Source organism: Paenibacillus sp. 10L310 (assembly GCF_056395745.1).
In genome coordinates this window covers 234,306-248,872 of the sequence record NZ_JBFTKC010000004.1, presented here as the reverse complement: position 1 = coordinate 248,872, position 14,567 = coordinate 234,306, and the positions used below count along the sequence as shown (strand labels likewise).

The window sequence follows — 14,567 nt, the reverse complement described above, 5'->3', positions numbered from 1 at the left end:
CATCTCTCCTTTGATTAGGTCCTGGATTTATACGTTATAGGGTTCAGCCATCGCAACGACAATTTTTCTATCTCCCTTAAATGTTTTTCTGCCGTGCGCCATGAGCATATTGTCCAACATGAGGACATCTCCCTCTTGCCATGGAAAGACTATACTGATCTCCTCGTACAGTCCTTGGATTTCATCTATTAAAGAGTCCGGAATTGTGCTACCATCTCCGAAATACGTATTGCGAGGAAGATTGTCATAACCCCGTTCTTCTATAAGCCATTCTCTGGCTTCTAAAGGCAGACTAGAGACATGAAATAAATTAGCTTGATTGAACCAAACCTTTTCCTTAGTGAGGGGGTGAATGGCTACTGAATCACGAACGGTTCGCGTCCGCAAATGATCTTTAGATATCCATTCGAATGCAATCCCATTTTTTTGACAATACTGTTCTACGATCTTTTGGTCTTCTGTCTGGAAAACATTTTGCCAAGACAAATCCAAGATACCGTCGAAATTCCTTACATACATTACTTTCTTTTCGATAAATTGTTTTTTTATGGATGCATCTAGCTTCTGCAATAACTCTCTACTGTCTGCAATCGGCGTTTCCCCACCTACCTCGGCATTGATCTGGCAAGAAAACCATATCTTCATAGGCCATACTTTTGAATAAGAGCTTTCATTATGCATAGGTATACACTGGTCCTTAGGATATTCAGTGGAAGTATAGATATTATCCTGAACCTCAGTTCGTGGTGTAGATCGTTCCTTATACTCTAACAATTCTGAACTGAAGATTTGCGTGATTTCACTAAACTCTGAGATCGATGCTTTGGGGAAATTCCGAAACAAAACGCCTCCTCTTTGTAGCAATACCTCTTCTAATTCCTTCTTGTTCTCTGTAACCCATTGATTCAATTTGATTTCTGTATCCGTGGGAGTATATGTGTAGAGTGATCCTGCAGTGTAATTTAATATGGAATTACCAATGCTTTTCATAATGATAAACCTCCTGATTTCATACGTTTTTGGAGAACTTAATCTTTTCTTTTTGGAAATAGAATGCTATATCCCCCGCAAAGGAAACATCCCCCTGCAGCTACGACCATGAAGATTGCACCCACAACCAAGCTTGAAGGAGCCCAAACGCTCAGGAAACTCCAGGGATACCCGTGATATAAAACAGTAGGAGATAAGTAGATAGCCACAGTGAAAATTGCATATCCAACAGATAACAACGTCAGTTTAATTCTCGCATTCAAGGATGGTTTTTGGAAAGATCTATGCTTGTCCTTATACATTCGAGAACAGAAGAATAATGACAGCGCGATCACAAGCAAGCTCAATACAAGAAGCACTCTCATCACATTATTCAATATCAGAAATAGATCTACTTCGGATGGAGTCGGCGTGTTCCCTAATAAAATTTGCTCAATTCCCATAGCTATTGAAAATACAGCCTCTGAATTCAGGTTGGCCATCACGGTTACCCCTATTTTTTTTCCTTTATTCAATAACATGTAAGATGAAAATCCCGGATTTGCTCCTGAATGTTCAAGTTGCTCACCTTCAAATGAATAAATCTCCCATCCAGCGGCATATGGCGCTCCTTCTTGTATCCCCTCCAGAGTGCTATCCTTCATGTGTGATTCCAAAATGACTTCACCAAAACCAGGTACATTGACCATCCCCAATTGGATCTTCATCCACTGACGCATATCCTCAGCATTGGACACAATGTATCCAGCAGGCGTATTCCCGCGATAGGATGGTCCGTCATAGGATGCTGCGCCGAAAAAACCTAACTTATGTCCAGAAGCCATATTTTCCTCTGACTGAACTTGTGCCTTAGGAAAAGTATTCAATAATCCCAACGGATTGAATATATTTTCTATCATGTATTCTTCGTAACTCATCCCCGAAACTTCTGCAACAATGAGACCGATAATATCGTAATTCAAGGTTGCGTATTCGAACATTTGTCCTGGCTTGTTGACAAGTTGTACAGGTACCATTTCCATCAGCATTTGCTTCAAGGCATCAGCATCATTGCTTTCAGGGATTAGAGTTATGGAATCAGTAGGAATTCCGCTTGTATGGTGTAACAATTGCCGAATGTTAATGTCTGATTCGGTGCCATCCAAAACGGCCGTGAACCAAGGCAAATGTTCTGTTACGTTATCATCCAGGCTGAGCTTGCCCTGTTTAACCATGTGGAGTAATGCAAGCCCGGTAAAAGCTTTGGAATTGGAACCAAGTTCAAAAAGCGTCCTTTCATCAACGGCTTTGTTCCCAGAACTACGAAATCCATAACCTGCACTATATTCAAACTTATCTTGAACAATAGAAGCTGCTAATCCAGGAATTTTCATTTTTTCCATTTCCATATTAATAAACATATCAATAGATTTTTCAAGATTATGTGTTGAGGATTCAGCATACCCAACATAGTTATTACTCAAAAATACAACTAGAATTAGTAAGGTAAACATACGACGGAATTTCATATATAGAACCTCTCTCTTTTTATTGGCTCATCAAGAAAATAATGCATCCAAGTCCTCCTGGTTTAATTTATGTTCTGTAAGATCTACAATAGGGTCGCTTACAACTGAACGGATGAGAGAAATCTCTGTTAGTTTATTTTGTATTTTATTCATCCATAGTTGAATGGTATTTACAGAAAAATCATCTTCTTTATAGTTGATTTGAATATACAATTGTCCACTCATGACATAAATATTGATGTCCAGCAAACAGTTTAAATCATTGTAGGGACAAACATCGGCGCTAGTATTTGTATCTGAGGGTGTAAACCACGTACCAGCAAGGCCATTGTCCATCTCACCAAGATAGTTCAGTCGGACTAATCGTCTCTCTTCCACCCCTAATACATCTTTTAAGTAATAATGTATTCCGTAACCCATTCCATTGAGAGGTATACTGTTCAGTTCATTGGAAATAGCAATAATCTGATCTGTTAAATCTCCCGATTCAACAAAGAAGTTAACGGGAAACAAACTGGTGAACCATCCGACTGTACGATTAATGTCGAGCGTATGATCGAACATTTCCCTGCCATGGCCTTCCAGCATTACAGAGATGTTGCTCTCCTTCGTTAGCTCCCATATGCTGAGAACAACAGCTGCAACAATTAAATCTTTTGATGTTGTTTGCAGATTTTTGTTCACCGTGGACATAATGAGTTTTGTTATACTTTCTTGAACTATCCTTTGTTCCTGAACACTTGGTGAGTGAGATCGTTCGGTCTGTAGCTTATCTTTTAAATCTATATAGTGAATTATGGAAACAACTTTGCTCCAATACTCTCTATCTTTCCTGGCAGCAGGACTCTCAGCGTATTCCAATAGTTTACCAGCCCATTCTTGATAAGAGCTTCCTTTGGATATCCGAGAAATATGAGATTGTTCCCCCTCCCTAATCAATGAATCCAGATCCTCCAGTAGAATTCTCCACGATATTCCGTCTACAATCAGATGATGTGCAATGAACGATACCTTAATACCATGCGGAGTATCGTAAAACACGCAATAAAATAAGGAGGGTGAATCCATTGAAATACTCTCTTTGATCTCCTTATCGTATTTGATCATACTTTCCAGATAATCTCCCTCTTCTTCTAAGCGTAGATCCATGTATTTCATTACGGATGTCAAGGGAAAAACATCTTGATATTTTAACTGCATTGTTTCTTTGTCCATCGTAATTCTCAAAGAATCATGAACATCAACCAATTGAGAAATAGCATGGCAAAATTGGTTGTAAGAAATATCTTCCTTAAGATTGATATGGACGGATTGCAAGTAATAATCCTTGTTACTTATACTGCCTTTAAGAAACCATTGATTGATCGGCGAAGGAGGAATACTTCCCTTACACTGGGCTGGTTGAGTTGTTTGTTCAGTAACACGCTTCTCTGCCATCTCAGCATGCTCTCCAACAATTGGAAATAAAAGTATATCTTTGGCCTTCAATTCAATTCCTTGCGTGTTAAGCAGAGAGGAAACCTGTATGGCTTTGATGGAGTCCCCTCCGATAAAAAAGAAATTGTCATCCAGAGATATATTTTCTGTTTTTAAGATTTCTTCCAATGCTCTCAATACCTGTTTTGCCATTTCAGATGGGCCACTGCGATTCTCAACACCCTGTGATAACTTAGGCATTGGTAGTTGTGAACGATTTATCTTTCCATTTGTCGTGACAGGTAAACGTTCCATTATCTCAAAATGCGAAGGAATCATATAACTTGGCAAGAGAAGCGATAACGATCTCTTTAACTGATTAGTAGAAATGGATTCTAGCAACTCCAAATGTGCAATCAGCATATCTGAGCCATTGGGTAATGAATGTTTCGTTACTACCGCTTCTTTAACGCCTTCAAGTCCACACATGATATTTTCAATTTCTAACACTTCGATCCGATAACCATTAATTTTCACTTGATCGTCTGCCCGGCCTACATAAAATAAGTTTCCGTCTTCGACGTAATAACCTATATCCCCCGTTTTATACATCCTTTGACCGAGTACGAATGGATTAGGTAGAAACTTTTCATTTGTTAAATCACCTTGATTTAAATACCCCCTAGCAACACCAGCTCCCGAAACAAACATTTCACCTTTTGTATACAAAGGAACCGGTTGTAACTCACCATCCAGAATATAAATTTGAGTGTTTTGTATAGGTTTACCAATACTTACGGATCCGCCTCTAACCGTAGCACTATCGTATCGGTAAATCATACATCCCACTACAGTCTCTGTCGGCCCATATTCATTAAATATATTGATATCCTGGCCAAACATTTCAAGCACATTTTCGGCAAGCTGTACTTTTAAATCTTCCCCTCCAACGATTAACGTTCTGAGTGAATTTCCATATCGCCCATGTTCAATCAGCAGTCTTAGGTGAGATGGAGTAAGCTTAATTACGGTGGATTGGTTATCCGTTATGACTTTATCCAACACAAACCCACTATCAGATTCACTGTAAATAACAGCTTTGCTTCCGCAAATTAACGGTGTAAAAATCGAAGTTAAAGTTAAATCAAAAGAAAATGACGAATAGACCGGAAACACTTCAATTTCGTCCACATATGTTGAGCAAGCCCACGTCGTGTAATTAAACAATCCACCATGTTCTACCATGACTCCTTTAGGAATACCCGTTGAGCCAGAAGTATATATAATGTAAGCAAGTTGGTTTTTGGCTGGAATAACCGTTAAATTATTTGTTGTTGTTCCCTCATATGTTGTTTCTAAAGAAATATCAATCACATTGATATTATTACAATATTCATCAATTCCACCTAAATTAGTTAAGATAGCGCTAACATTACTATCTTCAAGCATATATCTTTTTCTTTTTGAAGGAAGTTTAGGATCGATGGGTAAAAATGCCGCTCCAGCCTTCAATACAGCCCATATCGCTATAATGGCTTCCAGAGAATGTTCTGAGATAATAGCTACAACCTTCTCTGATCCAATGCCATATCTTGAAAGGTTACGTGCTAATGCATTGGATTTTAGATTAAGCTCCTCATATGTCAACCTGGTCTCACCGTACTCAAGCGCAATTCGTCCTGGATGAATTGCCGCTTGCTTGTAGAATAATTCAACAATACTATTTCCTTCTATCTGGTGATCCTCAGTATCATTCCATTGATGAATAATCTCTTTTTCAAGCTCTGGCTCCATAATTCTTAAATCTTTTACCTTTGCTCCATTATCTAAGATGATCTGCTCTATCAAATATAGATAGACAGATGAGAAGTGTTGAATCTGAGCGTCTGTATAGTCGTCCGTCTTATACTCAAAGTCGAGTCGGATATGCCCATCCTGGTACCAGTCTTTAACAAAAACTTGAAGTGAATAAATCTGATGACCGGAGAAAAAGTCCAACGTTTTAATGTCAATTCCGGCACAATGCTCAGGAAGTGCTGCATTGCTGTAATTGATACAATGTTGAAATAGTTGATCCTTACCTTGTTGCTTGAGCAAAATATCTTCAATTAAAATATCGTAAGGATATTTCTGATGAAAATAACAATCATTTAGTTCTTTGTGGGCCTGAATCATAAATGTCGAATTTTGAATTTCTGGATCAATGTTCATTTTTAAGGGCATTGTGCTGGTATACATCCCAAAGCTTGCCCTCTCCTTGCGTCCAGAACGATTAAACACAGGAGTCCCCAATATGAGTTCCTCTGTCTTATCCATTTTGGACAAGTGAAGAAACAATACACCAGTGAAAAATGCTGCATTTGTTATAGCTTGATTTTGGATATAGTTCCTAATGCTGTTTGAACGGTTAGCATCAATGATCGTTGTTAACCTACGAGCTTGCGTGTTCTCGCTGCTTTTCGTTTGAGCAACCTTGGTCAAATCTTCGAAACGTTTCGTCCAAAAGGTTTTGTCCTTTAAAAATCTCGAAGAGTTCTTGTATTTTTCTTCCCTATGTAGATAATCAGTAAATAATAATTGATCTGATTTAACTTCTTTCCCAGAAAATTTGCTTTGATATATATCAACGACTGACTCTGCGATTAGCTTCACAGACCAACCATCGCCAATCAGATGATGCACTTTAAAATAACATCCGGCATTTCCAGACTGATCAATAAAAACGATAAAACAAAAGAGTGAACTTTCAATCAAATCAAAAGGTTCGTTAAAGTGATTGGTAAACCACGTTTCAGAATCTATCTGTATCTCTCTAAAATCGATGAAGGAGACTTCATGTTCTGTTTCATCAACATATTGATATACGTTATTAGAACTTCGCTTCAGACGAATACGCAAGTTAGCATTGTTATCAATCAGTTCCTTAATGCTATCTTTCAGTAAAGTCAGATCCATCGCTTGTTTGAAATAAAATGCGCCGCCCAAGTTATACAGAGAACTCTTTGAATATATATTCTCTATGATCCATACTCTTTTTTGTGGATGAGACAATGGATATAGCAACATAAACACCCCTTATTTATAAACGATTGTTAATTATAACTTGTTATTATAATCAGATAATGGTGTTATTTGTCGTAAAATTGATTATAATGGAATAATAACTCCCATTTTTCTTCTATAGGAGATATTATAAACCAACTTTTTTCAAAAAAAATGCTTTTTTTTCTTTTATGTAAAATTGGATACATAATTTAAGATATGTTATTTTAATCTATATATCACGCCATGATTGGCAATTAATTACCATTATTATTTGAAATTATGTAGATGTAATTTGAATAATGTTGCGGATTCTTAGGTCTATTAAACTTGTAAAGGAGTACCCATGTATGAAGTTTGTTACGGTTTCTGCATATAGTGTCGAACATCTTTTGCCTAAGACCGAAATATTTTGTTCCTCTATACACCATCAAGCTTACGCAATTATTGTTCCTTCTTCGACTTTCGTATCTTACGATGGTAATGAGCTACTTATAAATAAAATGAGCATACTAATAGGTAATAATTTCAGTTTGCGGAACTTAGGTTCTTCTTATGTAGAGATTCGCAAGATCACTTTTAATCATTCGTTTACTGACCTAGAAGAATATCCTTTGGTCATCCAAGCTTCTTCTAAGACAATGAGAAGTATAAACAAATTGTCCAAATTAATATGCGGGCCGTTAATCGGACGCTACATTGCTGAAACAGAAGAGCAAATTGAAACCCTTCTTCGAGCAAATCATGACAATTTCAGTAAGCGCTCTCATGAGGCGAATACCAAAGCACAGACAGGAACAATTGATAATCGTTTGATTATGGTACATCGCTATATCCGCAAACATTATGCAGAACCACTTACGTTACAATTACTTGCTGAATTAATCTATTGCAATCCAGTTTATTTAAGCAATAGTTTCTCTAAAATATTCGATGTATCACCTATGAGGTACTTACAACAAGTCCGGATGAAACGTGCCTGTGATCTTCTCAAAACGTCCAATCTGAATATCAAAGAACTCACGACTGCCATCGGGTATATTTCAAATTCTCAGTTTTCGAGTATTTTTAAGAAGCACTTTTCTTGTACTCCAGCCGAATATCGGAGATTCATCCGTATGAACTGTAACGAAGGGGAGAGTGTAACTCATTGACCGACAATCTCAAAGATACCATTACGAAAATGATCGCTCAGTGCCTGCAGGTTACTAACATCAAAGTAATTGATGTGCAAGATAATTTAAATGACTTAGGAATATGTTCCATTAAAGTGATAAGACTGATTGTACTGTTAGAAGAACACTTTGATATCACTTTTAATGATGAAGAGTTGTTAGTCGAAAACTTTAACACGTTATCCAATATACTCAACATCATTCAGTTGAAGTTAAATGAGTTTGATTATGAACAATAAAGAAAGGTGATCTCTGCATGACAGAGTTCACCTTTCTTTGTAGTTATCGGTATACGTTTAATTCAATCTACTATAGATAGGTTAATCTCACTTCCTCAAGATCTGATAACAGTTCCTGAACTGCCGACCGTTCCTGCTTCTCCATTTTCTCGATCAATTCAACTATTTTCACTATATCATTTGTCGTTTCTGACATACTGTGCTTTATACACCAATTCCTAAGAATTAAGCACAGCTGTTTAATTTCTCTGTAAGCCTTCTCATGAATATCCAATCTAGTAATATACTTTTTCTCATCGAGATAAACCAAACTTTTCAACATCACTTCCTTATGGTCAAAGAGCAAATGGAGAGATCTAATCAGACTAAATTCGAATAAAGCAGTCTCTGTAATATGTTCTCTTAAAAAACGATAAACTCCTATTCCCCAAGCATCCGTATCTTTGCCAGGTTCTTCAACCAACTTATAATCGTTAGAGGATTTAGTTTCATTTATATAGTCATGCAACTGTTTAATCAGATAACCCAGATCTAACTTGAATTCACTTTTTCGTTCATTGAATTGCAAAAGCTGAACACCTCTGAACCACTCTCCCTCAGAATGAGGACTTACAAATGCTTCATTAACGCTATCAAAACTTGCTGTCGAGAAGGAATATTTGGAATTAAAAAAATCAGCTACGTAAAACATTTGATTTTCTTTGTTATATCCATAGATCAACATATCATGCGGAGCATGCACTTTTCCAAAATTATCATAGGCTGCAATGTAGTATTGATCTATGCTTAAATATACATAATTTTCTTCATCAATTGCATCAATAATAAACTGTGTTATATCGTCACACCACTTTACTAAAACCTTCTTATGATAGTGGTGTAATTCAAATAATCGATAGTACTCTCTAAAAACAGGCGTATAAAATTGTATGTAAACCTCTGGAGTCTCCCAGGCTACTAGCTGGACATGATTATGACAAAACCACGGAAAAAAAACATCTTCTTGAGTGCTAAGAATAGCAGTCATGTTTGCAAACGCAGGAAGTGAAGTAATCATTGGATATTTAATCGGTAATCCTTTTTCTGTTGGCATCCTTATCTTCCTTTCTTAAATCGCTAGATTTATTACTTAATAGTTAATTTAGACCAATTTTTTCTATCATATCAGAATTCACTCTATAATGAAAAGGCTTTCATAGTGGAACAACTAAAACGCATGTGTAGCACATTAGATATCTGTCATCATCGTATTTCGAGCAGTTATACTACCAGAGAATTTTCAAACCGAAACCGTACATTTTATTTACAAAAAAATATCCTCAGCACTTTGTACAATGTGCTTAAAATCCGTTATCTTTTAGCCGCTTTATCCAAACTCTTCTTTACGTCCACCTCACTTAATGTTAGATTTTATAACATATCATTATGAAAGCGAGTGGGTTGAAGATGGATCTGCAACAGTTATTGACTATCCCCATTCTCTCCAAAGCAAAGGTTATTGCCGGGCATCGTGGCCTTGATCGCTTGGTGCAATCGATTAATATTATGGACGCACCAGATATTGTACAATTCCTGAAGTCGGGAGATATGCTGCTGACAAACGGTTATATCCTGAAAGACCGCCCTGATGCTCATCTTGGATTCATTACAGACATGCATGCAATTGGTTGTGCAGCGCTTGCTGTCAAGACACAGCGTTTCTCTCTTGAATTATCTCCGCAATTGCTTGAAACAGCCGACAGACTGGGCTTCCCGATCATCGAACTGTCTGAGATAGACAATACACTTGGTGAAATATTTCAACATTCGATCAGTGCCATCCTTCAAAACAAAACCCATGAGCTACACTACGCCTTATCTATTCACAAACAATTTTCCACGATGGTGATGCAGGGAAAAGGCATACCATCCATCGTAGATACGTTGTCTCAGTTGCTATCCTCACCTGTACTTCTACTTGGCTCGAAGAAACAGATTACGGCAAGTTCCCACTATGTACAACAGTTGGATGACCAGTCTCTCGCCGCCCCCTTACTGACATTTATAGATGAGCATCCTTCCTTCCAAACCGCAATCTCGATCTGTCTACTTACTACTGATAAATATCGACACGCCGAGCTTCATCCCATTTTCACGGATCGGCACGAGGGCTATTTAATCGCACTATATGACAGTTCCGCAAGCTCTAAGCTCTCCACTCTGGCACTGGAGCAAGCCGTCAATGTGATCGGCCTGGAGTTAACCAAGAAGCAAGCCGTCAAAGAGCGTTCCCGCCGTTACAAAAATGAATATTTCTCCGATCTCATTCAGGGTTTCATTCGTTCGGAACAAGAAGCACTGCATCGCGGCAAGAAATATGGGTTACAAGCCAAAGGAAGTTCCGTTCTGATCATCGCCAAAAAGGATGAATCCTTAGCGGGCATACCTAAGCAGAACTCTACTTCCTCCGGGGAAGAGCGATTCATCTCGGAACGAGACGCTAATTACGAGCTGATTAAACAGGAATTCGCCAGATTGGATCTCTCCTTTGTCATGTTCACTAAGAACGACCAGTTCGGCATACTCGTCTTTTTGGCCGAATCGTCTTGGGACGAACACACCGTTGTTCAGCAGCTTGAGCGGATGGCGAGCAATCTGTATACAGAGTCGCAGCTCAGCCTATCCTTCGGCATAGGTAATTCCTACACCAATGTATTGGATATTGGACTCTCCTATAAAGAAGCAGTCAAGGCGCTCCAGTCCGGCTATCAGATGCGAAAGACCCGCTTCGCTCATTCCTATCAAACCATGGATATAAGCCGTCTGCTGCGCATGATTCCCCACGATGAGATGCTGCAGTTCCATCAAGAAACCTTTAAACCCTTCAACGACCGAGATCCAAACGAGCGCAACGAACTGATGAAAACCTTGTCCTCCTTCTATGAGAATCATTGCCAGATCGTTGATACGGCGAAAGAGCTCTTCGTACATCGCAATACAGTGATCTACAGATTGGAGAAATGCGAGAAACTGACTGGCAGGAACATTAAAGACCCGATGGAGAGCCTGCGCTTTCGACTTGCCTTCGCACTTGAGTCCCTTTTGAATGTTAATCCAGCCCCTAGTGAAGCTAATCATACGTCTTAAATCGAGAACGTGTCATATTTAATGACACGTTCTTTAATTTTTCTTTTCATATTCAATTCATGTTCAATCTTCATTTGTGCATTTTAACTGATTTAATTCTATTTTTATGTTCAGAGTAACTAATGACAATGATGCAAACAGTCTATATGATTAGGAATATATTCATTAATGTCATGTTAATTAACATCAAATTACATCAAGAAACGAAAAAACATCAGGCTGTAGGAAAGGGGCTACCTATCATGGCTATACAGATACAAGGCGTATCCAAATCATTTGTCAGTGCAACCGGAGAAGATATTCAGGTCCTGGCTGAGGTTTCGATGCAAATCAAGAAACAGGAGTTCTTTAGTATCGTGGGACCGAGCGGTTGTGGCAAAAGTACGATTTTCAATATTATCGCAGGTCTGCTTAAGCCAACAAATGGCAAGGTTATCGTCTGTGGCGAAGAGATCGATCAGACCACCGGACATGTCGGTTATATGATGCAGAAGGACCTGTTACTTCCTTGGAGAAGCATCCTGGACAATGTCACGTTAGGCTTGGAAGTGAAGGGCATGTCCAAAAAGGATCGCGGCGATATTGCCATGGATTATCTGGATCGCTATGGCCTGGCCTCATTCGCAGAAGCCTATCCCTCCACACTATCAGGTGGTATGCGCCAACGTGTAGCCCTCATTCGTACCCTCGTTACCCAGCCCGATATTATATTACTGGATGAACCCTTCTCCGCACTTGATTATCAGACCAGACTCATTCTGGAAGATGAGATCTTGTCTATCCTGAAATCCGAGGGCAAGACAGGCGTCCTGATCACGCATGACATTGAGGAAGCCATCGCCATCTCCGACCGCATTGCCGTTATGAGTAAACGACCAACAACTGTGAAGCAGGTGTATGACATTGGTCTCGCCTCGCAATATGGCTCAGCACTGAAAGCCCGCTCCGACCAGAAGTTCAAACAGTATTTTGAATCGATCTGGTCAGAGCTTGATATCCAAATGGGGAGGATCAGCTAATGAAGGGCACATCACCTGAAGTTACTCTTGCTGGAAAGCCTGCTGGAGTTACGAAGAGTAAGAGTAAACGCAGACAGTCCACCTTCTCCAAAGAATGGCTGATGACGATGCTGTGGCGGTTCATTATTGTAGCAGTCATCCTGGTGATCTGGGAATCCGCTGTTCGCTTGAAACTCGTTAACGGATTCCTCATGGGATCACCAAGCGCCATTATTGATGCCGCCATCACCATGGCTAGCTCAGGACAACTGCTTACAGACGCGTTTGCAACGGTAAATGCCACCGTTATCGGCTTTGTAGCCGGAAGCTTAATTGGCTCATTGGCAGGACTACTCATGTGGTATTCCAAGTCCGTTGCCCGTGTGCTCGATCCATTCATTGTAGCGATGAACGGTATTCCGAAGATCGCACTTGCTCCCATGATTATCATCTGGTTTGGTTCAGGCATCTTCTCCAAGATTGCTCTGGCCTCCGTAGCAACATTTATCGTAGCGCTATTATCCGCCTACCAAGCGACTCATCAAATCGACGAATCCCAGATTAATCTGATGAAATCCTTCGGTGCAAAGAAATCACAAATTTTCCGCAAAATTATCGTTCCTTCCTCTCTGCCATGGATCATCTCAGCCTTCCGGATCAATATCGGTTTGGCATTGGTGTCTGTTGTAGGTGGAGAATTCATCTCTTCAGATAAAGGACTTGGACACATGGTATTCGTCGAAGGTAACCTGTTCAACCTTCCGGCCGTATGGGTCGGCGTGTTCATGCTTATGCTGGTCGCCATGCTCCTCTACACCTGTGTCGGTTATATTGAATCCCGTCTCCTTCCATGGAATGACAACAAGACCAGCAGCAAATCCACATCTGTATAGCTGACCTACAACGATTAAAGGGGACTGATGACTAATGCGTACATTCAAAAAGATAGCTTTTCTAACAGCGATGACGGTTATTTTGACTACACTGCTCAGTGCATGCGGAAGCAATTCCACAACACCCGCGAGTGGTGCAGGTGCATCTAATAGCGGGGGGCAAGCAAATACGCAGGTGGACAAAATTATGGTCTCCGAGGTGTATCACAACCTGCTCTACCTTCCCTTGTATGTAGCGAACAACCAAGGTTTTCTAAAGGAGAATCGCATTGAGCTATCTTCCATCCGTGCTGCCGGAAGCGGTCCAACAGCATTGTCTTCGGTGATCTCAGGCGAGTCGGCGTTCTCCTTCCACGGTCCTGAGCATGTCGCATTTGCTAATGCAAAGGGCGGAGATGCTCGCTCCCTGGTCCTTCTATCCGGCAGTGCTCCAGTATGGGCAGTTGCGCGAGAAGGAGTAACCGTGAACTCGACAGCGGATTTCAAAGGTAAAACCATCGTGGTGGGTTTGGCACCTACAAGTTCGAACAGCTTACTGCGGAAGCTGTTCGCTGACAATAACATCGATATCGACAAGGATGTGACGATCACCGAGGTTCAGAATGGCTCCGAGCTTGGTGCTGTATTAGCTGGCAAAGCCGATATTGCTATCGTTTACGAACCTCAGCTGGATCAAGGCATTGCAGAAGGACTGCATATTGTCCATGATTTCACAAAGGATTACCCTGACTTTGCCTTTGCAACGATGAATACAACCGCAAGTTTCATTGAAAAGAATCCTGATCTCACCCAGCGCTTTGTCACCTCTATTGAACAAGCCCTGGACTACATTCAATCGAATCCTGAAGGCGCAAAAGCAGTTGCCGTGAAGGAATTCCCGAATTTGGACAAAAACGTCGTGGAGCAAGCGGTACAACGCATGATCGACAGCAAGGTATATCCTGCGGAAGGACTCATCAATGAATCAGCATTCGAGACCGCAATCGATATGCAACGCTTCATCGGCAATCTGAAGGAAGACCTCGCTTACGAGGAGATTATCGATTCAAGCTTCACCACCAAATAGAGAGAGAAAGGGTGATTACTCTGAACCAGGATGACTATCTCACACACCGCCGTACAGAAAGCGCCAAATATGCGGACGGAGTTATTACAAGCGAGGAGCTTGCCCTATTTACAA

10 protein-coding genes are annotated in these 14,567 nt (G+C 40.1%); 6 read left to right on the top strand and 4 right to left on the bottom strand.

The window, feature by feature from the left end; all coding sequences use genetic code 11:
- Nucleotides 1–27 precede the first annotated feature (27 nt).
- From AC1DE7_RS13290 to AC1DE7_RS13280, 3 genes are read right to left on the bottom strand one after another with little or no spacing between them, the layout of a single operon-like run.
- Nucleotides 28–990, bottom strand: a complete 963-nt coding sequence (locus tag AC1DE7_RS13290; protein ID WP_339283888.1) for a TauD/TfdA family dioxygenase — start codon at nucleotides 988–990, stop codon at nucleotides 28–30.
- Between the two features lie 38 nt (nucleotides 991–1,028).
- The gene (locus AC1DE7_RS13285; protein ID WP_477534542.1) at nucleotides 1,029–2,498 is read right to left on the bottom strand and encodes a serine hydrolase domain-containing protein; all 1,470 of its coding nucleotides are present in this window, start codon (nucleotides 2,496–2,498) and stop codon (nucleotides 1,029–1,031) included.
- A gap of 30 nt (nucleotides 2,499–2,528) precedes the next feature.
- Nucleotides 2,529–6,980: an amino acid adenylation domain-containing protein gene (locus AC1DE7_RS13280; RefSeq protein ID WP_477534541.1), complete on the bottom strand. Its 4,452-nt coding sequence runs from the start codon at nucleotides 6,978–6,980 to the stop codon at nucleotides 2,529–2,531.
- 326 nt (nucleotides 6,981–7,306) lie between these two features.
- Between AC1DE7_RS13280 and AC1DE7_RS13275 the strand changes: the two genes are divergently transcribed.
- Complete coding sequence (locus AC1DE7_RS13275) at nucleotides 7,307–8,110, top strand: helix-turn-helix transcriptional regulator (protein ID WP_340984477.1); 804 nt, start codon at nucleotides 7,307–7,309, stop codon at nucleotides 8,108–8,110.
- Nucleotides 8,107–8,370 (top strand): acyl carrier protein, encoded by a 264-nt coding sequence (locus AC1DE7_RS13270; RefSeq protein WP_340984476.1) that lies wholly within the window; start codon nucleotides 8,107–8,109, stop codon nucleotides 8,368–8,370. The genes AC1DE7_RS13275 and AC1DE7_RS13270 overlap by 4 nt, the downstream gene beginning before the upstream one ends.
- 70 nt (nucleotides 8,371–8,440) lie before the next feature.
- Here AC1DE7_RS13270 and AC1DE7_RS13265 read toward each other — a convergent pair whose 3' ends face one another.
- Nucleotides 8,441–9,463 carry a cysteine peptidase family C39 domain-containing protein gene (locus AC1DE7_RS13265; protein ID WP_340984474.1) on the bottom strand — a complete coding sequence of 341 codons (1,023 nt, stop codon included), beginning with the start codon at nucleotides 9,461–9,463 and terminating at the stop codon, nucleotides 8,441–8,443.
- Between the two features lie 353 nt (nucleotides 9,464–9,816).
- Between AC1DE7_RS13265 and AC1DE7_RS13260 the strand changes: the two genes are divergently transcribed.
- The 4 genes from AC1DE7_RS13260 to AC1DE7_RS13245 all read left to right on the top strand — a co-directional run bounded on the left by AC1DE7_RS13260 (nucleotide 9,817) and on the right by AC1DE7_RS13245 (nucleotide 14,453).
- Nucleotides 9,817–11,496, top strand: a complete 1,680-nt coding sequence (locus AC1DE7_RS13260) for a PucR family transcriptional regulator (RefSeq protein ID WP_340984473.1) — start codon at nucleotides 9,817–9,819, stop codon at nucleotides 11,494–11,496.
- A 242-nt stretch (nucleotides 11,497–11,738) separates the two neighbouring features.
- Entirely contained in the window at nucleotides 11,739–12,515 is a 777-nt protein-coding gene (locus tag AC1DE7_RS13255; protein WP_036617567.1) for an ABC transporter ATP-binding protein, read from the top strand.
- Entirely contained in the window at nucleotides 12,515–13,387 is an 873-nt protein-coding gene (locus tag AC1DE7_RS13250; protein ID WP_477534540.1) for an ABC transporter permease, read from the top strand. Before AC1DE7_RS13255 ends, AC1DE7_RS13250 begins: the two co-directional genes overlap by 1 nt.
- 34 nt (nucleotides 13,388–13,421) lie before the next feature.
- On the top strand, nucleotides 13,422–14,453 hold the full coding sequence (locus AC1DE7_RS13245; protein WP_101314486.1) for an ABC transporter substrate-binding protein: 1,032 nt from the start codon (nucleotides 13,422–13,424) through the stop codon (nucleotides 14,451–14,453).
- Nucleotides 14,454–14,567: the final 114 nt, after the last annotated feature.